The organism is Mycobacterium sp. IDUB_5 (assembly GCF_055419565.1).
In genome coordinates this window covers 523,384-544,140 of sequence record NZ_JBVAXX010000002.1, presented here as the reverse complement: position 1 = coordinate 544,140, position 20,757 = coordinate 523,384, and the positions used below count along the sequence as shown (strand labels likewise).

The following is a 20,757-nucleotide window of genomic DNA, read 5'->3' as shown; positions in this document are numbered from 1 at the left end:
TCAGCCCGTCAGCGTCAGATAGATGAGCGCCACGTTGAGCACACTAATCAGGCCGGCGACGAGCCAGCCCAGGGTCGTGGTGATGCGTCGGTTGACGTCGGTGCCCATCAGCGATCGGTCACTGGTCAGCCGGATCAGGGGGATGAGCGCAAACGGGATGCCGAAGGACAGCACCACCTGGGACAACACCAGCGCGCGGCTCGGGTCGACGCCTGCCGCGAGCACCGCCAGCGCGGGCAGCAGCGTGATCAGGCGGCGGGTCAGCAGCGGCACCGATCTGCGCAGGAGGCCCTGCATGATCATCGCGCCGGCATACGCGCCGACCGACGACGACGCGAGCCCGGACGCCAGCAGCCCGATCGCGAACAGCAGCGCCACGGTGTGACCGAGCGTGCTCTGAACGGCGGCGAAAGCCCCTTCGATCGAATCGGTGTCCGGCATTCCTTGCAGCGTGGTCGCTGCCACCAGCAGCATCGACAGATTCACCGCGCCGGCGACCAGCATCGCGGCACCGACGTCCCACCGGGTGGCGCGCAGGAGTGCCTTACGCCGAGGCCCCGCCGCGTGATGGCCGTGTCGATCGCGGGCCAGCCCGGAGTGCAGGTACACCGCGTGGGGCATGACCGTCGCGCCGAGCATCGCGGCCGCCAGCAGGATGCTCTCCGGTCCCTCGAAGCGGGGCACCAACCCTGCGAGGGCCTCGCCGGCGGGAGGTGGTGCGGCGAACAGGCTGGTGAAGAAGCCGACGGCGATGATCGCCAGCAGGCCGGTGATGACGCGCTCGAACACAGTCTGGCCGCTTCGATCCTTGACCATCAGCAGGATCAGGGAGACCGCGCCGGTGATCACGCCGCCGACCAGGAGAGGCAGATCGAACAGCAGGTAGAGCGCAATCGCGCCGCCCACGATCTCGGCGAGATCGGTCGCCATGGCCACGAGCTCTGCCTGCACCCAGTAGGCCAGCCGTGACGGGGTGCCCATCCGGTCGGCCACGGCTTCGGGCAGCGATCGGCCGGTCACCAGACCGAGCTTCGCGGACAGGTACTGGACCAGGCATGCCATCGCGTTGGCGGCGACGATCACCCACACGAGGAGGAAGCCGAACTGGGCGCCCGCGCTGACGTTGGCTGCGACGTTGCCGGGGTCGACGTAGGCGATCGCCGCGACGAAGGCGGGACCGAGCAGCAGCCACAACGGACGGATCGGCGCTGCGACGTCGGGTTTCACCCACGGCCCTTTTCTATTCGTTGAATCGAAGAGAAAAGTTAGGTTAGCCGAAAATCTCGCGGCGTCGCAACGAGTCGGGCGTCACGGCACATGTCAGGGCAGGTAGCCGAACGCGCCGAAGGGGTAGTAGTCGCCGCCCTGCCAGCCGCCCCAGTTCCAGGGTGGAGGCGTGGCCGTAATCTGCGTGCTGCCGTTGGTTTCGCAGTAGGTGATCGTCTTGCCGACGTCGCTGCATTTCGGCATCGCGGTCGCGACGCCCATTCCGCCCCAGGCGACTGCGGCACCCGCACTCACGACCGCCGCGAATCCGAGCACTCGACGCTTCATCCTCGGCTCACATCACGTACGGGCCGTAGCCCCAACCGAAGCCGCCTTCCCACGGCTCGGCGTAGACGCTCGGCCGCGAGTCGATCTGCGCGTTGCCCGGGGACTGGCAGTCAGTGTTCGCGCCGCCCTGGAATCCGCCGCCTTCACCGGTCTGCACGCAGGTGGGTTGTGCCACGGCAGCGGGTGCGGCGGCGATCGCGACGGACGCGCCGCCGGCAACGAGAAGAGCGGCGACAGTAGTCAGGCGAACCTTCATGCGGGGTCCTTTCAGCGGTTTCACCGGTTAGCGTACAGACCTTTGCCAGTCACGGGAGGTAAGTCGAGCGCTGTCACGATCCCCGGCGCGGCGTCGATGACCGCGGGGATGGCGTTGACCACGCGGGCGGCCGTGGCGACCAGGCCGGCGTGGTTGTGGTCGCCGTGGGGACTGCTCAGGCACAGATCCACCGCGTAGGACGGTTCGCCGGTGATCTCGATGCGATAGGAGCCGCCGGGTTGCGCGGGCTGCGGCCAGTCCGGGCACAGATCGTCGCGCAGCCGGGTGACGTGTTCGAGAACCACCGCGACCTCCCCATCCTTCATGCCGCGGACCTCGAAACGGATTGCCGCAGTGGTCCCTTCGGCGATATGGCCGGAGGCGATGTCGAAATCCTCGGGTGCGGGCACCCGCGTGTGGGTCTCGGTCACCTCGTCGAGTTCCAGCCCTAGGCCTGCGGCGAGCTGCCGCACCACGGACCCCCACGCCAGGCTCAGCACACCGGGCATCAGCAGCATCGGCGTCTCGTCGAGGCTCCCGCCGAAACCCATGACGTCGAACATCACCGTCGCACTGTCATAGGTGTCGTAGTTGATGATCTCCATGCAGCGGATCTGCTGGATGCTCTGACAGGTACCTGCCAGAGCCATCGGCAGCAGATCGTTTGCGAAGCCGGGATCGATCCCGTTGACGAAGACGCTGGCATTGCCGGCCTTGGCGGCATCCTCGAGCGGGGTCACCATCTCGTCGGGCAACACCCCCCAGGGGTACTGCAGGAACACCGCGCTGCTTCCGACGACGTTGATGCCGGCGGCCAGGATGCGCCGATAGTCCTCGAGAGCCTCCGGCAATCGATTGTCAGCCATCGCGGTGTAGACCGCGGCCTCGGGCGCGGTGTCGATGACGGCGTCGAGATCGGTGGTGGCCAGTACGCCGGTCGACACCCCGAGCCCGGCGAGCTCGCCGGCGTCGGTGCCTGCCTTGGCGTCCGAGGACACCCACACCGCGGTCAGTTCGAACCTGGAGTCCGAGATCAGTTGTGCCAGTGCGTGTCTGCCGACGTTTCCGGTTCCGATGGCGGCGACGCGAATCGTCATGGTGTCCTCTACAGATCGGGGATGGGCAGTTCGAGGTTCGGGTAGGTGATGCCGCCGTCGACCTCGAGGGTCTTACCGGTGAGGTAGGCGCCGGCAGGGGAGGCCAGATAGACCGCGGCCGCCGCGATGTCGAGCGGGTCGCCGAGGCGGCGCATCGGCGTGGCCTGCTCCATCGGTGTCCGCAGGTCGTCGTTGCTCGCCACGATGTCGAGCGCCGAGGTGAGTATCGAGCCCGGGGCGATCGCGTTGACGCGGATGCGCGGTGCGAGATCCAGCGCCGAGAGCCGTGTGTAGTGCGCCAGTGCAGCCTTCGCGGTGCCGTAGGCCGCGAATCCACGTCCTGACACCCGCGCCATCGTCGAGGTGATGTTGATGATGCTGCCGCCGCCCGAGTGCTCGAGCATCAGCGGTGCCGCGGCGAGCGTCAGCGCGTGGGCGGTGGCGACGTTGAAGGCGAATGCGTCGCGCAGATCCTTGGTGGAGGTGTTCAGCAGCGCATTGGGCATGGTCCCGCCGACATTGTTGACGACGATGTCTAGTCTGCCGAACGCCTCGACCGCCTGCGCTGCGAGGGCCGCGGTGTCCTCGGCGTGGGCGAGGTCGGCGACGACGATGTGCGCCCGCCGGCCCACGGCGGCGACTTGGTCGGCCACCTCCTCCAACTGGGCCTGTGTACGGGCAGAGATCAGCACGTCAGCGCCTGCTTCTGCGAAGGCGAGCGCCATCGCTGCGCCGAGGCCGCGGCCCGCGCCCGTCACCACCGCCACCTGATCGTCGAGCCCGAATCTGTCCAGGATCACGGCCGTCACGCTAGCAAGCGAACCGCCGCCCCGGAAGGTGTTTTTGGAACACGTTCTATTTCTTGGCTGCGGCTTTCTTCGCGGCCTTCTTGGCGGGAGCCTTTTTCGCCGCCTGTTTGGCCGGCGCCTTCTTGGCGGCCTTCTTCGCAGGTGCTTTCTTGGCCGGCTCGTCGTCGTCCTCGGAGTCCTGCTTACTGCCGCCGCTCTGCTCCCGGCGGGCTTTCACGCTCGCCTCCAACTTGGCCAGCAGGTCCGAGACGTCCTCGGAGGCGTCGAGTTCCGTGGGCTGCTCCTCGGTGGTGAATGCCTCGCCGCCCTCGAGCTTGGCCTGGATCAGCTCGTGCAAGTGTTCCTGGTAGTCGTCGTGGTACCGATCGGGGTTGAAGTCGTCGGTCATCGAATCGACGACCTGGCTGGCCATCTTGAGCTCCGCGGGTTTGATCTCGACTTCTTTGTCCAGCACCGGGAAGTCGGGGTCGCGGATCTCGTCAGGCCACAGCAGGGTGTGGATCATCATCACGTCGCGCTTGCTGAAGTCCTTGACCCGCAGCGCGGCCAGCCGTGTCTTGTTGCGCAGCGCGAAGTTCACGATCGCGACCCGGTCGGTCTCCATCAATGTCTTCGCCAGCAGCACATACGATTTCGACGATTTTCCGTCGGGCTCGAGGAAATAACTCCGGTCGTACATCAGGGGGTCGAGATCGCTGGCGGGCACGAACTCCAACACCTCGATCTCGCGGCTGCGCTCCTCGGGCAGGGAGGCGATGTCCTCGTCGGTGATGATCACCGTCTGCCCGTCGTCGGACTCATAGGCTTTGGCGATGTCGCGGTACTCGACGACCTCGCCGTCGACCTCGCACACCCGCTTGTAGCGGATGCGACCGTTGTCCTTGGCGTGCACCTGATGGAACTTGATGTCGTGGTCCTCGGTGGCGCTGTAGACCTTGACGGGGACGTTGACCAGCCCGAAGGCGATCGAACCCTTCCAGATGGACCGCATCACCCCAGGTTAGCCGGGTCGACCCGGCTGCGGGCCGGACCTCGCCGCGGCCGCGTCACGGGTCGCCCGATCCGGCAGGTCGGCACCGGGTCGCGCGACGGTCAGCGCCGACGACAGAGCGGCTGTCTCCAGGGCGTGGGTGAGCGCGGATTCGGAGATGCCGCGCAGGTCCTGTCGCCGCTTCGCCCCCAACACGCCGAGGTCCCACAGCGCATCGATGAGTCCGGCCATGAAGGAGTCCCCGGCGCCGACGGTGTCCACCACGTCGACCGCCGGTGCCGGAATACGGACGCTGCCGCCTGCGACGAGGCCGGACGAGCCGCGCTCGCCGAACGTCACGACGACGACCGCCGGCCCGAGGCCGAGCCAGATGCGCGCGATCTCCTCAGGGGAACGGTCCGGGTCGTACCACGCCAGATCCTCGTCACTGACTTTGACGATGTCGCTGCGCTCGAGCAGACGGTCGATGCGGTTGCGCGCGGCATCGTCGTCGTCGATGAGTGACGGCCGGACATTCGGGTCGAAGGTGATGGTGGCCGACGGGTGGTACGTGTCGAGCAGTGCAGCCACCGCCCGGCATCCCGGTTCGAGCACCGCGGCGATCGAACCCGTGTGGGCCACCAGCGGCGGGGGAACCTCGGGGGTGCCGCTCAGCTGCCATTCGATGTCGAATTCGTAGGTGGCGCCGCCGTGTTCGTCGAGCATCGCACGAGCGGTCGGCGTGCGTTCGGCTGTGCTGCTGCCGGTGACCAGTTCGACCCCGGAGGCGTGCAGGTGCTCGGTGATGCGACGGCCGTGCTCGTCGCGACCGATGTGGGTGAGGAAGTCGACACCGCGACCGAGCCGGCCCAATCCGACGGCGACGTTGAGCGGGCTCCCGCCGACGTGTTCACCGGTCACATCCGTGTCGCGGATGACGATGTCGATCAGAGCCTCACCGATCACCAATGCCCTTTGGCCGCTCAACGCGCACCACCGGAGAGCAGCGCCTCCAAGGTGGCACGCGCGCCGTCTTCGTGCAGTGATGCGAGCGACTCGCGGTAGGCCTCGACGAACCGGGGTTGCTGCGCGAGGTCACCGAAGAGCGCCGTGTTCTCGATGAACGCTACTGGGTTGTCGCGTTGGGCCTCCGCCAGCGGCCTCAGGGTCTGGACCCGGTTGTCCTCGACATCGATCGGTTCACCCTGCTCGTCGACGCCCTCGGCGTAGCGCGCCCAGCTGGCGACGACAGCGGCTGAAATCTGCACGCTCCGATCGGCTTTCAGATTCGCCTGGATCACCGGCACCAGCCACTGCGGAATGCGGTCCGAGGAGTACGCGCAGAGCCGGGCGATGGTGTCGCGCACCCCGGGATTGGCGAACCGTTCGATCAGGGTGCGCTGATAGTCCTCGAGGTCGATGCCGGGAACCGGCGCCAACGTCGGCGTGGCCTCGGCGAAGTACCGCCGCAGCAATTCGGCGAACAGCGGATCGCCTGCGGCGTCGTGGACCAGCCGGTAGCCGGCCAGATAGGCGAAGTAGCAGAGAGTCTGGTGGCCGGCGTTGAGCAGACGCAGCTTCATCAACTCGTAGGGAGTGACGTCGTCGACCAGAAGGACATCGACATCCTCCCACGGAGGCCGGCCGTCGGAGAAGGCGTCCTCGAGCACCCATGCCGTGAACGGCTCGGCGATCACCGGCCACTGGTCGTCGACGCCGAATTCGGTTGACACCGTGTCGATCACCGCGGGCGTGGTAACAGGTGTGATGCGGTCGACCATCGAGTTGGGGAAGCGGGTGTGCTCGGCCATCCAGTCCGCGAGCCCGGGGTGAGTGGAGTCGGCGTAGGTGGTGAAGGCGTCCCGGGCGACATCACCGTTGCCTTCGATGTTGTCGCACGAGACAATCGTCGGGGAGGCGATTCCCCGGTCGCGCCGACGGGCGAGGGCATCGGTCACGAGGCCGAACACGTTGATCTCAGGCAGCTCGTCGAGCTGGTAACCACCCTCGGTGATCGTCAGCGAAATGATGCGGGTGCTCGGCGCGGCCAGCAGCTCGATCACACTGTCCGGGTCGTCTGGCGCGTAGCGGTACTCGACGATCGAGCCGATGACCCGGGCCTCGCGAGTGCCGTCGGGATGCTCCAGCAGCAGGGTGTACAGGCCGTCCTGCGCGGCCATCACATCGGCCATCTTGCGGTCGGCGGGCAGCACGCCGACGCCGCAGATACCCCATCCGCCGTCCAGCCCCGCGTTGAGGAGCCGGTCCAGGTACGCGGCCTGATGTGCCCGGTGGAATCCGCCGACCCCGAAATGCACGATGCCGACTCCGGTTTGGGCTCGGTCATAGCTCGGGGTGGGAATGCTCAGCTCCCGCAGAGTTCCGTTGTCGAGGTTCATGTCCGCGCCTCCATCGTTGTGACGCTACCCCTGGTGGCCCCGATGCCGAGGGCTGTCGGACGGTGCGGAGCGGGCGGATAGCCGCAGTCTTGAAGTGTTGTGTACGTCACACTTGTCATGTTAACGTGATGAGCATCTACACGCACCCGTGAGCATTTGCTCACGGGTCGGCGTATTGAGCGAGGTGGGGTTCGTGGTCGCAACGGTGCCTAACGGTGACTTCGCTCGCGCCCTTGGCGAGCACGTCGTTCCGCCACGCGAGCGCGCCTCCGCCGAGGACCTCCGCCTCGCCCTGCGGGCGGCCACCCTCTACTACCTCGACGGGTTGACGCAGGCCGAGATCGCGGCACGGCTCGGGGTGTCCCGTCCGACCGCGGGTCGTCTGGTGGCGCGGGCCAAGGCCAACGGCTTCGTACGAATCGAGGTCGTGGTCCCGCCCACCCTCCGCGACGACCTGCACGCCGACGAGGAGCGCGAACTCGAGCAGCGTTTCGGCCTGACCGAGGCGGTGGTGGCCGGACACGGCGTCGACGTCGGCGCGCCGGGCCGGCCCGCGGCGTTCGCCAGCGTTGGCCGCGCGGCCGCCGCGCTGCTCATCCGGCGCATCGCCCCCGACGATGTGCTCGGCTTCACCTGGGGGCCCGAGCAGGTGGCCGTGGTGGCGGCGTTGGCGCCGGGCGCCGCCAGCTGCCGCGCCGTCGTCCAACTGGACGGCGCCATGTCCACCTCGGTGTACCAGACTGGAGTCGAGTTCATCCTCGACCGTTGCGCAGACGTCCTGCGAGCAAACAGTATTCGCCTTCCTGCCCCTCTGTACGCCGACCCGTCGACGGTCGTCTCGATGCGCAGCGACTCGGTGATCTCCAGGACGCTCGAGGCAGGAAGACGCGCCGACATGATGCTGTTCGGTACCGGCGCGGCGTCGACGTCGACCACGCTGTTCGAAGGCAGCTATCTCGACCTGACGATGCTCGACGAACTCGTATCCCTCGGCGCCGTGGGAGAGATCGGCGGTCGCTTCTTCGATGCGCAGGGCGTACCCGTCGCCACCGAACTGCAGCTGCGGGCGGTCTCCGTCTCATTGGACGACATCCGCGACTGCGCGAAGACGATTCTGATCTCCAGCGGAGCCGCCAAGCACGTGGCCACGCTCGGAGCGCTGCGAGGGAGGTTCGCCCGGATGTTGGTGTGCGATATCGATTGTGCTCGTTGGTTGTTGGCTCAGTGAGGAGGCACGGAACAGTGAGACCAGGAATGGTGAAGCGACTCGGGGTGGCGGTGTCCGCGTCGGGCCTTGTGCTCACTGCCGGCTGTGCCGGTGCGGGCAGTCTCGGAGCCTCGTCGAACGAGGTGACGATCGCTCTGGTGTCCAACTCGCAGATGACAGACGCGCAGAAACTGTCGCCGGAGTTCGAGAAGGAGAACCCGGGCGTCAAGCTGAAGTTCATCTCGCTGTCGGAGAATCAGGCCCGCGCCAAGATCACCATGTCGACCGCCATGGGCGGCAGCCAATTCGACGTCGCGATGATCAGCAATTTCGAGACGCCGCAGTGGGCCAAAGATGGTTGGTTGCTCAATCTCTCGGACTACGCCAAGAACACGCCCGGTTACGACGAACAAGACTTCATCCCGTCGCTGCGGCAATCTCTGTCCTACGAGGGCAACATGTACTCGGTGCCGTTCTACGGCGAATCGTCGTTCCTGATGTATCGCAAGGACATGTTCTCCAAGGCCGGGATCGAGGTCAGTCAGGATCCGAACTTCCAACCAACCTGGCCCGAAGTGGCCCAGTGGGCGAAGACCATCAAGGACAAACAGGTCTCCGACGCGGGAATCTGCCTGCGCGGCAAGCCCGGTTGGGGTGAGGTGCTCGCTCCGCTCGACACGGTCATCAACACCTTTGGCGGCCGGTGGTTCGACGAAGACTGGAACGCGCAGCTCAACAGCCCGGAGGTCAAGAAGGCCGTCAACTTCTACGTCGACACGATCAAGGAGTCCGGCGAACTCGGGGCGTCCTCGACGGGTTTCCAGGAGTGCGCCAACCTGTTCGGGCAGGGCCAGACGGCGATGTGGTACGACGCGACGTCGGCAGTGTCGGTCCTCGAGGATCCGGCGACGTATCCGGACCTCGTCGGCAAGATCGGCTACCTGCCTGCGCCGATCGTCGAGAAGCCCAATTCGGGGTGGCTCTACACGTGGGCGCTCGGCATCCCCAAAGGCGCCAAGAACCCTGACGGCGCGTGGAAATTCATTTCGTGGATGACAAGCAGGGATTACATGAAGCTGGTCGGCGAGAAGTTGGGTTGGGCTCGGGTACCACCCGGCAGCCGAACCTCCACCTACACCGAACTGCCGGAGTACGAGGCGATTTCGAAGTCGTACGGACCCCTGACGCTGCGGTCGATTTCCGGTGCGACCCCGGACAAGCCCACAGTCCAACCGGTGCCCTACACAGGCGTGCAGTTCGTCGGGATACCCGAGTTCCAAGATTTGGGAACGCGGGTCAGCCAGCAGATCAGTGCAGCGATCGCCGGGCAGCAGTCCGTCGACGCCGCGCTGGAGCAATCGCAGTTGTATGCCGAAGTCGTCGGCAAGAGCTACCAGGAGAAGCGATGACCACAACTTCGCCACCCACCGGCCTCACGGCCGAGGCCGACGACAGAGCCGTCGCTGAACGGGTTCGCAAGATCAGGGAGTCGCAGGACGTCGGCGTGAGCCGCGCGGAGGGGTGGCGCCGGCGTGGCCCGCTGCTACCGGCCCTGATCTTCATGATCGCGGTGACCCAGGTGCCGTTCCTGTTCACGCTCTACTATTCGACGCTGTCGTGGAACCTGGTGCGTCCCGGCTCGCGACAGTTCGTCGGGATCAACAATTACGTCGCCGTCGTACAGGACAGCCAATTCTGGTCGGTGGCAGGCAACACCGTCATCCTGATCGTCGGGGTGGTGCTCATCTCCGCATTCCTCGGCCTTCTCATCGCGCTGCTGCTGGATCGGGCATTCCTCGGCCGCGGGGTGGTGCGCACGCTGCTGATCACGCCGTTCCTGATCACTCCCGTTGCCGGAGCGCTCATCTGGAAGACCACGATCCTCGATCCGAACAACGGCATCCTCAACTGGGCGCTGTCCCTGGTGGGGATCGGGCCGGTGGACTGGATCGGCCAATTCCCGTTGGCGATGGTGATGGTCGAACTGATCTGGCAGTGGACGCCGTTCATGATGCTGCTGATCCTGGCCGGCCTGACGTCGATGCCCCGTGACCAACTCGAGGCGGGACGGGTGGACGGCGCAACGGCGTTCCAACTCTTTCGGGAGTTGACGCTGCCGCATCTCCGCCGCTTCATCGAGTTGGGGGTGGTGCTCGGAGCGATCTACCTCGTCAACACGTTCGACGCGATCTTCATGATGACCCAAGGCGGTCCCGGCGTCGCGAGCGCGAACCTGCCTTTCTACATCTATCAGCGTGCGTTCCTCGGCTTCGACATGGGTCAGGCGGCGGCGATGGGGGTGGTGGTCGTCATCTTCACCATGATCATCGCCAGCTTCGCGCTGCGATTGATCTTCACATCGTTCTCCGGCAAGGAAGAGGCAGCCTAGTCATGACTACCCACGACGTCGTCGATAGCAGCGAACGAACAACGGCCGCCGACGGTGCAGCACCGGTACGCAAGAAGAAGTCCAGGAAGTTCAGTCCGTGGGGTGTCGTCGCATGGCTGGCCGGTATCGGCTTCTTCTTCCCGGTGTTCTGGATGGTGCTGACCTCTTTCAAGGCCGAGAGCGACGCGGCGACCAATCCGCCCAAACTGTTCTTCGAGCCGACGCTCGATCAGTACTCGGCCGTCTTCAACCAGGGAATCGGTCCGGCGATGCTGAATTCGGTCTTCGCAACGGCCGTGTCGACCATCCTGGTGCTTCTGCTCGGGGTGCCCGCGGCATTCGCACTCTCGCTGCGGCCGGTCCGCAAGACATCCGACGCGCTGTTCTTCTTCATGAGCACGAAGATGCTTCCCGTGGTCGCGGCCATCCTTCCGCTGTATGTGATCGTGTCCAACCTCGGACTGCTGGACAACATCTGGGCACTGATCGTGCTCTACACGTCGATGAACCTGCCCATCGCGGTCTGGATGATGCGGTCATTCTTCCTCGAGGTGCCGGGCGAACTGCTGGAGGCGGCGAGCCTCGACGGAGCAAGTCTCTGGCGCTCGGTGCGGGAGGTGATCCTGCCCCTGGTCTCCCCGGGCATCGCTGCAACGGCGTTGATCTGCGTCATCTTCGCTTGGAACGAATTCTTCCTCGCAGTGAACCTCACTGCGGTGAATGCCCAGACCATGCCCGTGTACCTCGTCGGCTTCATCACCGGCGAGGGTCAGTACTGGGCCGTGCTGTCGGCGGCCGCGACCATGGCGGCACTCCCCGTGATCCTGTGCGGGTGGTTTGCCCAGAACAAGCTGGTGCGCGGCCTTTCGTTCGGCGCAATCAAGTAACCCCACTGTCGAGATAGAACGGAATAGTCATGGCTGCAATCACATACCGGAATGCGACCTGCATCTACGAGGGCTCGGACAGGCTCGCGGTGGATTCGCTGAACCTCGATATCCACGACGGTGAGTTCGTCGTCCTGGTCGGGCCGTCGGGTTCGGGAAAGAGCACCGCGCTGCGAATGCTCGCCGGCCTCGAGGACATCGACGAGGGCGCCATCGAGATCGGCGGCAAGGACATGACCGGTGTGCCGTCAAAGGACCGCGACATCGCGATGGTGTTTCAGAACTACGCGCTGTATCCGAACAAGACCGTCGCGGAGAACATGGGCTTCGCGCTGAAGCTGCGAGGCGTGCCCGCCGCCGAACGGCGCGAGAAGGTCGAAAAGGCGGCGAAGATCCTCGACCTCACCGAGTTCCTGGATCGCAAACCCGCGAAGCTCTCCGGCGGTCAGCGCCAACGCGTTGCGATGGGCCGCGCCATCGTGCGCGAGCCGCAGGTGTTCTGCATGGACGAGCCGCTGTCGAACCTGGATGCGAAGCTGCGCGTGCAGACGCGCACTCAGATCGCCGCGCTGCAACGACGGCTGGGTACCACCACCGTTTACGTCACGCACGATCAGGTGGAGGCCATGACGATGGGTGACCGGGTGGCCGTGCTGCGCCTCGGGAAGCTGCAGCAATTCGCCTCTCCGAACGAGCTTTACGACCGGCCGGCCAACGCCTTCGTCGCCGGCTTCATCGGTTCGCCCGCCATGAACCTCATCGACCTTCCCGTCACCGACAACGGCGTCAAGATCGGCGATTCCGTGCTGGAGTTGGAGCGCGCCGACGTCGCAAAGGTCAGCGAGGCCGGTCTGTCGGAGGTCACGTTCGGAATTCGTCCCGAGCAGCTCGAGATCTCGAGCGACGGCGCTGGCGTCGAGGTCGTCGTCGACCTGGTCGAAGATCTCGGCAGCGAGGCCTTCGTCTACACCCACGCGGGCTCCGGCGTCGAACTCGTCGCCCGGTGCAATCCACGCACTGCGCCGAGACTCGCGGACACGGTGCGCCTGCGGAAGAACCCCGAGGGCGCAGTGCACCTGTTCAACCCGACCACGGGCGAGCGGCTGAACTGAATCGCGCCGCGTTCACCCGGGACTTCAGCGCGCGTTGAACCGACTCGCGGGGGGTAATACCGTCGAGTGGTGGACGGCTACCAGCGGGTGCGGTTGAGCAACCCCGACAAGGTGCTGTATCCGGCCACGGGCACGACCAAAGCCGAGGTCTTCGAGTACTACGTCTCGATCGCCGCGGCGATGCTGCCGCACATCGCGGGCCGCGCGGTCACCCGGAAGCGTTGGCCCAACGGCGTGGACGAGCCGGCGTTCTTCGAAAAGCAGCTGGCCTCCTCGGCGCCGGACTGGCTGGACCGCGGGACCATCGTGCACAAGTCGGGCACCACGACCTACCCGATCATCGACACCACGGAGGGTCTGGCGTGGATCGCGCAGCAGGCGGCGCTGGAAGTCCATGTGCCGCAATGGCGCTTCGAAGCGGGTGAACGCAGCGGCGCACCCGAGATGGGGCAGGCGACCCGGATCGTGTTCGATCTCGACCCCGGTGACGGAGTGAGCATGCCTCAGCTCTGCGAGGTCGCGCACGAGGTGAGGGACCTGATCTCCGACATCGGCCTGCAGACGTTCCCGTTGACCAGCGGCAGCAAAGGGCTGCACCTGTACGTCCCGCTGGACGACCCGATCAGTTCACGCGGGGCGTCGGTGCTGGCCAAGAGGGTCGCTGTGCAGCTCGAGCAGGTGATGCCGAAGAAGGTCACGGCGACGATGACCAAGAGCCTGCGCGACGGCAAGGTCTTTCTGGACTGGAGTCAGAACAACGGCAACAAAACCACCATCGCACCGTATTCGCTTCGCGGACGCGAACATCCGACGGTGGCCGCACCACGCACCTGGGACGAAATCGAGGATCCCGACCTGCGGCATCTGACGTTCGCCGAGGTCCTGGAACGCTGGGAGCGGGACGGAGATCTGCTCAGCGATCTGGACGAGCCGCTGGCGGTGCCCGATCGGCTGACCACCTACCGCGGTATGCGCGACAGCGCCAAGACCCCCGAACCTGTACCGGCGCAGGCGCCGCAGGTCGGCAACAACGACAAGTTCGTCATCCAGGAGCACCACGCGCGACGGCTGCACTACGACTTCCGCCTCGAGCGCGACGGCGTCCTGGTGAGCTGGGCTGTGCCCAAGAACCTGCCGGACACTCCCTCGGTCAATCACCTCGCGGTGCACACCGAGGACCACCCGATGGAGTACCTGACGTTCGCCGGGGAGATCCCGAAAGGTGAGTACGGGGGCGGTGAGGTGTACGTGTGGGACACCGGAACCTACGACACCGAGAAGTTCACCGACCACTCGCCGGACGGGCCCGCGAAAGGCGGTGAGGTGATCGTGACTCTGCACGGCGAGAAGATCCGAGGCCGCTACGCGCTGATCCAGACCGATGGCAAGAACTGGCTAGCGCACCGCATGAAGGAGCAGCAGGAGCCGACGTTCGCGGATCTGGCGCCGATGCTGGCCACTGAGGGCTCCATCGAGCGATACACGAAGGCGCAGTGGGCTTTCGAGGGTAAGTGGGACGGCTACCGGGTGCTCGTCGACGCAGACCACGGTGCGCTCAGTGTGCGTTCGCGTCGCGGCCGCGAGGTCACCGCCGATTATCCGCAGTTTCGCGCGCTGGCTGCCGATCTCGCCGAGCATCATGCGATTCTCGACGGCGAAGCGGTGGCGCTCGACGAGTCCGGTGTGCCCAGCTTCCGCGAGATGCAGAACCGGAAAAGGTCCACGCGGGTCGAGTTCTGGGCCTTCGACATTCTCTACCTCGACGGTCGTTCGCTGTTGCGGGCGAAGTATTCGGACCGTCGGCGCATCCTCGAGGCGCTGGCCGAGCAGGGCGGGCTGATCGTGCCGGCGCAACTCGACGGTGACGGTCGCGATGCGTTGGCGCTCGCGCGCGACAAGAACTGGGAAGGGGTGGTGGCCAAGAAGCGAGATGCCACCTACCAGCCGGGCCGGCGGTCCTCGGCGTGGATCAAACACAAGCTCTGGCGCACGCAAGAGGTGGTGATCGGCGGCTGGCGCGCCGGAACGGGCGGGCGCACCAGCGGTCTCGGCGCGTTGATGCTCGGCATCCCCGACGAGGACGGTTTGCAGTTCGTCGGGCGGGTCGGCACCGGGTTCACGGAGAAGGAACTCGCGATGCTGCGGGCGACGCTGGAGCCACTGCACACCTCGGAATCGCCCTTCGTGACAACGCTTCCCACGCAGGACGCCAAGGGCGTGACGTTCGTGCGTCCGGAACTGGTGGGTGAGGTCCGGTACAGCGAGCGCACTGGGGACAACCGGCTTCGCCAACCGAGTTGGCGCGGGCTGCGTCCCGACAAGGAGCCGGGGGACGTGCGATGGGAGTGAAGACTCCCGGAATCAGCTGTGTGCGAACGCCTCTCGGAGGAACGGCGTCGAATCGGCCATCGATGCGAGGACCGTTCCGCTGTGGTCCTCTTCGGGGTAGACCCGCAGGGTGACGTCCTGATTGTTGGCGACCAGTTGGTCGTAGAACGACAACGTCGACGACGGCGGGACGTCCCGATCGAGTAGCCCCACACCGAGAAACAGGGGACGGTCGAACCCGGTGGACGGCGTCCCCATGAAGTCGTACAGCGCCTCGGTCATGCCGGGGATCGAGTTCAGTGGTGCGGAGAAGAACGACGCCGGCGTCAGGTGTGCCAGCTGATCCGACAACTCGGCGGTGCACAGGGTTTCGGCGCGGGAGGCCGCGTCGATGCCGGCGGGACTCAGCACACTGCCGACACCCAGTTCGGGCCGCGCCTCGCGCAGCGACGCCAGGATGTACGCGGTGTAGGCGTTGGCGATGGGCCCCAACTCGGGGAGCTCGAGGTTCGGCCCCGCCTGGGCCACCAGCTTGTCGATGTTGGCGGGAGCGCCGGTGGCGACGGCGCCGCGGTAGTCCAATCCGGTGCCGCGGCTGAACTCGGTGGCCCAGCGTGCGCTGCTGACTGCGGCGCCGCTGCCCTGCGACTGCCCGACGATCGCCCACTCGGGAGATAGCGGCAGGCCCATGTCGTGGGCGGCGATCACGGAGTCCACGACCGCATGGGCGGTGGCGACACTGTTGAGGTAGCTCATCAACCCCGGTGTGCCCAGGCCGGCGTAATCGCTGGCGACGACTGCGTAACCCTGGTCTAGCCAGTGCGACAGGTACTCGTCGTCACGTGGGGTCCGGGGTCGGGCCGAGGGTGTGCAGTCGTCGCCGAGTCCGACGGTGCCGTGGGCCCAGGCGATGACCGGGAATCCGCCCTCGGGTGCGGGCCCCGGGGGCAGGAACACCGCTCCCGTGCTGACAGCGGGCCGATCGTGTTGATCGGTGGTGGAGTACAGGACGCGAAAGGCGGGACCGGCGCCGGTGAGTGACAGCGCAGGGTCCAGAGGGACGGAGGTGATGGTCGTTCCGGCCGGCGGGATGGGGCCGGCGAAGAACCGAGCGTCCAGGCCCGACCACGCCGGCGCGTCGGCATGAGCGGGTGACGCCGGAGTGGCCACAAATGCCGCAATGAGCAGTACGGCCAACATCATTCGGTGTCTCCAACGCATCGGGGCAGCCAACCACATTCCATCAGGAGGTGTCACGGGCGCCCGGGATTTGTCGGTGGTCGAATGTATGTTCGAAGTATGTCGGGGGTGCGGGAGGCGGTGGCGGTCTTGCGGGCCGCAGTCGACGGCGTGCTGGCCTGCAATCTGGACCTCTCGACGGCTGCGGAGCTCACGGAGCTGCTCGACGCGGTGGAATCCGCCGGCTGCCGGCTCCCGGCGGCCCAGCACCGAGCGTTGGCCCGGCTGCAGATCGAGACCACCCCGCATGCGATGGGGGCGAAGAACTGGAAAGACGTGCTGGCGATCCGGTGGCGGATCAGCGGCGGTGAGGCGCATCGCCGGCTGACTGAGGCTGCGCTGCTGGCACCGCGCCAACCCTTCACCGGACCACCCTTGCCGCCGGTGTTGGAGGCGACCGCCATCGCGCAGGAACAGGGGCTGATCACCGGCGAGCATGTCACCGAGATCCGCAAGGCCGTCGACAAACTCCCCGGCTTCTGCGATACCGCGACCCGCGAGCAGTTCGAGGTCGAGCTGGTCCGCACCGCGGTCGGTGCCGGCCCGAAAGAAACCCGCGACGCCGCCGATCTGACCCTGTTCCTGCTCGATCAGGACGGCCCCGAACCCGACGATGCGGAACGCGTCCGCAAGCGGGGGTTGAACACGGGCCCGCAGCGCCGTGACGGCATGACGCAGTGGCGGGCCGATCTAACCCCCGAAGCCGCCGCGGTGTGGGAGGCGATCTTCGCCAAATACGCCGCCCCCGGCATGTGCAACCCCGACGATGACGAGCCCTGTATCTCTGGGACGCCCACGCAGGCGCAGATCGACGCGGATCACCGCAGCCTGGCCCAGCGCCAGCACGATGCGCTGCTGGCGGTGGGGCGGATCGCCCTGATGAGCGGGGAGTTGGGTCAGCTCAACGGGTTACCGGTCACGGTGATCGTGCGCACCACCCTGCAGGATCTGGAATCCCGCGCCGGGATCGGGGTGACCGGTGGCGCCACCCGGCTGCCCATCAAAGACGTCATTCGGATGGGCGCCCACGCGAGCCACTATTTGGCGGTGTTCGACCGGGCCACCGGCTCCGCGCTGGACCTGTTCCGCACCCGCCGGGTCGCCTCAGCCGCACAACGGATCATGTTGATCGCGCGTGAGGGTGGCTGCACCAAACCCGGCTGCCGAGTCGGGGCGTACGGATGTCAGGTCCACCACGTCACACAAGATTGGGCTGCGGGCGGGCTGACCAACATCGACGACCTCGGCCTGGCCTGCCCACCCGACAACCGCTCCGTCGCACCCGCCAGCTGGACCACGTCGATGAACACCCGCCACGAGGTGGAATGGACCCCACCACCGAACCTGGACACCGGCCAAACCCGGGTCAACACCCACACACCCCCGAACGCCTCCTCCGCCCACCCGAGGACGACGAGCCCACCCAAGCGTCGGCCGACCCCGCAGAACCCGGCGGACCCGCACCACCCGACAACCAGGTGGCCTGACGGCCGATCGCTAGATCGCGATCCCTGCGGCGATGGCCTCGGTCATGCCGCGGGTCGCGAGCACATCCGCCAGTTCGTTGTCGTCGACGCCGGAGTGGCCCTTGACCCAGAACCACTCGACTTCGTGCCGCGCGCAGGCCTTTTGGAGGCGCTGCCACAGGTCGACGTTCTTCACCGGTTGCTTCGCGGCGGTCAGCCAACCGTTGCGCTCCCAGCCGAGCACCCACTTGGTGATGCCGTTACGCACGTAGGTGCTGTCGGTGTAGAGGTGCACCGAGACCGGACGGGTCAAAGCCTCCAGCGCCATGATCGGCGCCGTCAGCTCCATCCGGTTGTTGCTCGTCACGCCCGACTCGCCACCGAACATCTCGCGCACGTGCTGGCGCTGCCGCAGCACCGCGCCCCAGCCGCCCGGCCCGGGGTTGGGGCGGCAGCCGCCGTCGGTGTGGATCACCACGACATCGTCTCGGGCGTCGTCTGGCATCCGCCGAGAATAGGCAATCGGGCCACCGGTGTGCGGGGTGACTCGCCGCGTCACCGGCGTGTCGTCGTCGCGGCGCGCGCTCGGATGGCCGGCGCGATCCACTCGGCCAGGTACTCGCGCAGGGCGTCGCCCTGGCGAGCCGGCCCGCCGGGATCGACGATGAACGACTGCACCGTCCTGAGCATGAACTCGACGAGACCACCCAACGAGTCGCCGCCGAAACCTGCTGCAGCCCAGTCGATATCGAAGCGCTCCAGAATCGATCGGCCGAATCCGATGGCCAGCTCGGACGTCACCCCCGCGGTGAACGCGGACGCCTTTCCCGGTTCGACGACCAGGCGCAGGTAGCGATCCTGCGACAGCTGCTCGAGGGTGTAGGCGATGCTCTCGACCACCGCCTGCGTCGGATCGCTGATGCTGCCTAGTCGTGCGGCCAGGCGATCGAGGAATCCGTCGATCGACGACAGCGCAGTAGCGGCGAGCAAGGCCTCCTGGGTGGGGAAGTAGCGGTAGACCGTCTGACGCGTCACCCCGAGCGACTGCGCGATCGTCGAGATGGTCGCGGGCCGGCCGCCGTCGATGGTCTGACGGGCCGCCTCGAGAATGCGCGCGACGGCCTCGTCGTCGTCACGGGGGATGTCTCCCGACCATCCGTGTCTACGCATCACGCGATCGTCGCACGACCCGGTATCGACCATTGACAATACATTCCACTAGAGATGTATGGTCAGGGAATGGATGCTCCTGCCCACTGCGACGACGAGGTGCTGACCGAGCGGGCGCTCGCGCACGCGCTCGCCGGCACCACCGACATGGCCGACCGCGAGTTGCGGGTGCCGCTGCACTACTACCGCGATCCGAAGACCACCGACGTCGAGGAGTCGCAGATCCTGCGTCGGGTCCCGCTCGCGATCGCGCCGTCAGCGCAGGTGCAGAACGCCAACGACTACGTCGTCCGCTCGGTGCTCGGAGATTCCCTGCTGATCACCCGCGACCGACATGGAGTCAGCCGCGTGCTGCTGAACTACTGCCGGCACCGGGGCGCCATGCCGGCCTGCGGATCCGGCAATGCGTCACGATTCGTCTGTCCCTATCACGCATGGACCTACAAGAACACCGGCGAGCTCTTCATGGTCCCCGGCAGAGCAGGGTTCGATTCGATGAACCTGAAGGACTACGGTCTCGTCGAACTGCCGTCAGAGGAGCGCTACGGCTTCATCTGGGCGGTACTGTCGGCCGACGCGACGATGGACCTGGACGCTCATCTCGGAACCATGGGGCCCGAACTCGAGCGGTGGAACTTCGCGTCCTACGGCTATCACACAGAACGCGAATTCACGTCCGGCGTCTCATGGAAAGGTGCGCTCGAGGCCTTCGCCGAGGGCTACCACTTCCCGTTCGTCCACGGTCAGAGTGTGATCGGACAGAACACGTTGGCCAACACCGCAATCTACGACGAGTACGGCCGACACCACCGCATCGGTTTCCCGTTCACGTGGATCACCAACCTTGACACCGACGCCGCGGGGCCGCGCGACCCGTCGACGAACATGGGCGTCATCTACTGGATCTACCCGAACCTCATTCTCGCCAACAGCCCAGTCGGAGTGGAGATCATCGACATCCTGCCCGACGGCGAGCCGACCCGCTGCACCGTCCGGCACAGCTGGATGGCGCGCATTCCCGCGCAGAACGATGAGATGCGCGCGACCTACGACACCATCTACGACAGCGTGCACGCCGCGGTGCGCGACGAGGATTTCGCGATGCTGCCGCAGTGCGGCGAGGGGGTGCGCCGCGGCCAGCACGATCATATGATCATCGGCCGCAACGAGATTGCCGTTCAGCACATGATCAAGGTCTTCGCCGACGAGCTCGGTATCGCCCTGTCCTAATCACGACCGCCGCGGCGCTGACATCAACGCCGTGCGCACTGTCATGCCCACCTCGTGGTGGCGCAGCGTGGTGATCCGCCGACCGGGCTGCACGGCCGCCTTGATCGGCGAGGTTCGGTCACCGAAGAACCGGGCCGACTCCTCGATGTCGTCGACCACATAGGTGATGCCCCACAGCGTCGACGGGCCCTGGCCCGAGACACCGGGTGAGCCGACCACTTCGACGATCGTCTCGCCGAACCGATAAAAGATCTGCCGGATCGGCCGCTCGCCGAGATGAGCATCGCGTTGGCGACGCGGCTGCACGCCCAGGCCGCCGAGCGCCCTGACCGTCCGGTCGAGATCCGGCGACATCAGCACGACATGGTCGATGACGGTGACGCCGTTGCGGTGAACCGCCGGCGGGGTCGCAGCGGCACCGGATCTCGTCGTAGCGATCCCGTCCACGTCCTCACCCACACCGGGTGGAAGGCCATCCAGTGACCACCCGACGATGCCGAATCCGTTGTCGCGGCCGACCAATTGGATACCCACGTCGCCGACCGCGCACATTCCATCGGCACGCACGGTGAATCCGGCCTCGGCCCAGGCCGATGGCGGATCGGCCACCTCCAGCGTGGCGATGCGCAGCGTCATGAGCGCCG

General features: G+C 66.4%; 19 protein-coding genes and 1 pseudogene. 8 read left to right on the top strand and 12 right to left on the bottom strand.

The annotated features are described in order from the left end of the window. From ACZY1G_RS07770 to ACZY1G_RS07735, 8 genes are all read right to left on the bottom strand, one after another. Positions 1–1,227, bottom strand: a complete 1,227-nt coding sequence (locus ACZY1G_RS07770) for an Nramp family divalent metal transporter (protein WP_463822047.1) — start codon at positions 1,225–1,227, stop codon at positions 1–3. A 93-nt stretch (positions 1,228–1,320) separates the two neighbouring features. Further along, entirely contained in the window at positions 1,321–1,554 is a 234-nt protein-coding gene (locus tag ACZY1G_RS07765; RefSeq protein WP_463822046.1) for a hypothetical protein, read from the bottom strand. Positions 1,555–1,561: 7 nt separating this feature from the next. Then, positions 1,562–1,810, bottom strand: coding sequence for a hypothetical protein (locus tag ACZY1G_RS07760; RefSeq protein ID WP_463822045.1), 249 nt, complete (start codon positions 1,808–1,810; stop codon positions 1,562–1,564). Between the two features lie 20 nt (positions 1,811–1,830). Further along, positions 1,831–2,907, bottom strand: a complete 1,077-nt coding sequence (locus ACZY1G_RS07755; protein ID WP_463822044.1) for an NAD(P)H-dependent amine dehydrogenase family protein — start codon at positions 2,905–2,907, stop codon at positions 1,831–1,833. Between the two features lie 8 nt (positions 2,908–2,915). After that, positions 2,916–3,707 carry an SDR family oxidoreductase gene (locus ACZY1G_RS07750; RefSeq protein WP_463822043.1) on the bottom strand — a complete coding sequence of 264 codons (792 nt, stop codon included), beginning with the start codon at positions 3,705–3,707 and terminating at the stop codon, positions 2,916–2,918. Positions 3,708–3,762: 55 nt separating this feature from the next. Further along, positions 3,763–4,707 (bottom strand): non-homologous end joining protein Ku, encoded by a 945-nt coding sequence (ku, locus tag ACZY1G_RS07745; RefSeq protein ID WP_463822042.1) that lies wholly within the window; start codon positions 4,705–4,707, stop codon positions 3,763–3,765. A gap of 9 nt (positions 4,708–4,716) precedes the next feature. Further along, on the bottom strand, positions 4,717–5,673 hold the full coding sequence (locus ACZY1G_RS07740; RefSeq protein WP_463822041.1) for a carbohydrate kinase family protein: 957 nt from the start codon (positions 5,671–5,673) through the stop codon (positions 4,717–4,719). Then, positions 5,670–7,085 (bottom strand): mannitol dehydrogenase family protein, encoded by a 1,416-nt coding sequence (locus ACZY1G_RS07735; protein ID WP_463822040.1) that lies wholly within the window; start codon positions 7,083–7,085, stop codon positions 5,670–5,672. Before ACZY1G_RS07735 ends, ACZY1G_RS07740 begins: the two co-directional genes overlap by 4 nt. A 292-nt stretch (positions 7,086–7,377) precedes the next feature. On the opposite strand from ACZY1G_RS07735, the gene ACZY1G_RS07730 reads away from it, so the two are divergent. The 6 genes from ACZY1G_RS07730 (at position 7,378) to ACZY1G_RS07705 (ending at position 15,029) form a co-directional block, all read left to right on the top strand. Next, positions 7,378–8,313, top strand: a complete 936-nt coding sequence (locus tag ACZY1G_RS07730) for a sugar-binding transcriptional regulator (RefSeq protein WP_463815803.1) — start codon at positions 7,378–7,380, stop codon at positions 8,311–8,313. Between the two features lie 26 nt (positions 8,314–8,339). Next, on the top strand, positions 8,340–9,701 hold the full coding sequence (locus tag ACZY1G_RS07725; RefSeq protein WP_463822039.1) for an ABC transporter substrate-binding protein: 1,362 nt from the start codon (positions 8,340–8,342) through the stop codon (positions 9,699–9,701). Further along, positions 9,698–10,681 carry a carbohydrate ABC transporter permease gene (locus ACZY1G_RS07720; protein ID WP_463822038.1) on the top strand — a complete coding sequence of 328 codons (984 nt, stop codon included), beginning with the start codon at positions 9,698–9,700 and terminating at the stop codon, positions 10,679–10,681. The genes ACZY1G_RS07725 and ACZY1G_RS07720 overlap by 4 nt, the downstream gene beginning before the upstream one ends. A gap of 2 nt (positions 10,682–10,683) precedes the next feature. After that, positions 10,684–11,568, top strand: coding sequence for a carbohydrate ABC transporter permease (locus tag ACZY1G_RS07715; RefSeq protein WP_463815190.1), 885 nt, complete (start codon positions 10,684–10,686; stop codon positions 11,566–11,568). Between the two features lie 29 nt (positions 11,569–11,597). Continuing rightward, positions 11,598–12,680, top strand: a complete 1,083-nt coding sequence (locus tag ACZY1G_RS07710; RefSeq protein ID WP_463815191.1) for an ABC transporter ATP-binding protein — start codon at positions 11,598–11,600, stop codon at positions 12,678–12,680. 66 nt (positions 12,681–12,746) lie between these two features. Beyond that, positions 12,747–15,029, top strand: a complete 2,283-nt coding sequence (locus tag ACZY1G_RS07705) for an ATP-dependent DNA ligase (protein WP_463815192.1) — start codon at positions 12,747–12,749, stop codon at positions 15,027–15,029. Positions 15,030–15,041: 12 nt separating this feature from the next. Here ACZY1G_RS07705 and ACZY1G_RS07700 read toward each other — a convergent pair whose 3' ends face one another. Further along, a complete protein-coding gene (locus ACZY1G_RS07700; RefSeq protein WP_463822037.1) occupies positions 15,042–16,211 on the bottom strand; it encodes an alpha/beta hydrolase family protein in 1,170 nt (389 codons plus the stop codon). 81 nt (positions 16,212–16,292) lie between these two features. On the opposite strand from ACZY1G_RS07700, the pseudogene ACZY1G_RS07695 reads away from it, so the two are divergent. Beyond that, a pseudogene (locus tag ACZY1G_RS07695) lies at positions 16,293–17,734 on the top strand (HNH endonuclease signature motif containing protein). Positions 17,735–17,744: 10 nt separating this feature from the next. Here ACZY1G_RS07695 and rnhA read toward each other — a convergent pair. Next, on the bottom strand, positions 17,745–18,218 hold the full coding sequence (gene rnhA, locus ACZY1G_RS07690; protein WP_463815196.1) for a ribonuclease HI: 474 nt from the start codon (positions 18,216–18,218) through the stop codon (positions 17,745–17,747). Positions 18,219–18,268: 50 nt separating this feature from the next. Next, positions 18,269–18,883: a TetR/AcrR family transcriptional regulator gene (locus ACZY1G_RS07685; RefSeq protein WP_463815197.1), complete on the bottom strand. Its 615-nt coding sequence runs from the start codon at positions 18,881–18,883 to the stop codon at positions 18,269–18,271. A gap of 69 nt (positions 18,884–18,952) precedes the next feature. Here ACZY1G_RS07685 and ACZY1G_RS07680 point away from each other — a divergent pair, with 69 nt between their 5' ends. Then, positions 18,953–20,113 (top strand): aromatic ring-hydroxylating oxygenase subunit alpha, encoded by a 1,161-nt coding sequence (locus tag ACZY1G_RS07680; RefSeq protein ID WP_463822036.1) that lies wholly within the window; start codon positions 18,953–18,955, stop codon positions 20,111–20,113. On the opposite strand, the gene ACZY1G_RS07675 is transcribed toward ACZY1G_RS07680, so the two are convergent. Then, entirely contained in the window at positions 20,114–20,749 is a 636-nt protein-coding gene (locus ACZY1G_RS07675; protein ID WP_463815199.1) for a VOC family protein, read from the bottom strand. It abuts the gene before it with no gap. Positions 20,750–20,757 lie beyond the last annotated feature (8 nt).

Coding starts and splice junctions, on each gene's coding strand:
- ACZY1G_RS07765 (WP_463822046.1), bottom strand. CDS start 1,554: ATGAAGCGTCGAGTGCTCGGATTCGCGGCGGTCGTGAGTGCGGGTGCC.
- ACZY1G_RS07760 (WP_463822045.1), bottom strand. CDS start 1,810: ATGAAGGTTCGCCTGACTACTGTCGCCGCTCTTCTCGTTGCCGGCGGC.
- ACZY1G_RS07755 (WP_463822044.1), bottom strand. CDS start 2,907: ATGACGATTCGCGTCGCCGCCATCGGAACCGGAAACGTCGGCAGACAC.
- ku (WP_463822042.1), bottom strand. CDS start 4,707: ATGCGGTCCATCTGGAAGGGTTCGATCGCCTTCGGGCTGGTCAACGTC.
- ACZY1G_RS07735 (WP_463822040.1), bottom strand. CDS start 7,085: ATGAACCTCGACAACGGAACTCTGCGGGAGCTGAGCATTCCCACCCCG.
- ACZY1G_RS07725 (WP_463822039.1), top strand. CDS start 8,340: ATGGTGAAGCGACTCGGGGTGGCGGTGTCCGCGTCGGGCCTTGTGCTC.
- ACZY1G_RS07720 (WP_463822038.1), top strand. CDS start 9,698: ATGACCACAACTTCGCCACCCACCGGCCTCACGGCCGAGGCCGACGAC.
- ACZY1G_RS07715 (WP_463815190.1), top strand. CDS start 10,684: ATGACTACCCACGACGTCGTCGATAGCAGCGAACGAACAACGGCCGCC.
- ACZY1G_RS07710 (WP_463815191.1), top strand. CDS start 11,598: ATGGCTGCAATCACATACCGGAATGCGACCTGCATCTACGAGGGCTCG.
- ACZY1G_RS07700 (WP_463822037.1), bottom strand. CDS start 16,211: ATGATGTTGGCCGTACTGCTCATTGCGGCATTTGTGGCCACTCCGGCG.
- rnhA (WP_463815196.1), bottom strand. CDS start 18,218: ATGCCAGACGACGCCCGAGACGATGTCGTGGTGATCCACACCGACGGC.
- ACZY1G_RS07685 (WP_463815197.1), bottom strand. CDS start 18,883: ATGCGTAGACACGGATGGTCGGGAGACATCCCCCGTGACGACGACGAG.
- ACZY1G_RS07680 (WP_463822036.1), top strand. CDS start 18,953: ATGGATGCTCCTGCCCACTGCGACGACGAGGTGCTGACCGAGCGGGCG.
- ACZY1G_RS07675 (WP_463815199.1), bottom strand. CDS start 20,749: ATGACGCTGCGCATCGCCACGCTGGAGGTGGCCGATCCGCCATCGGCC.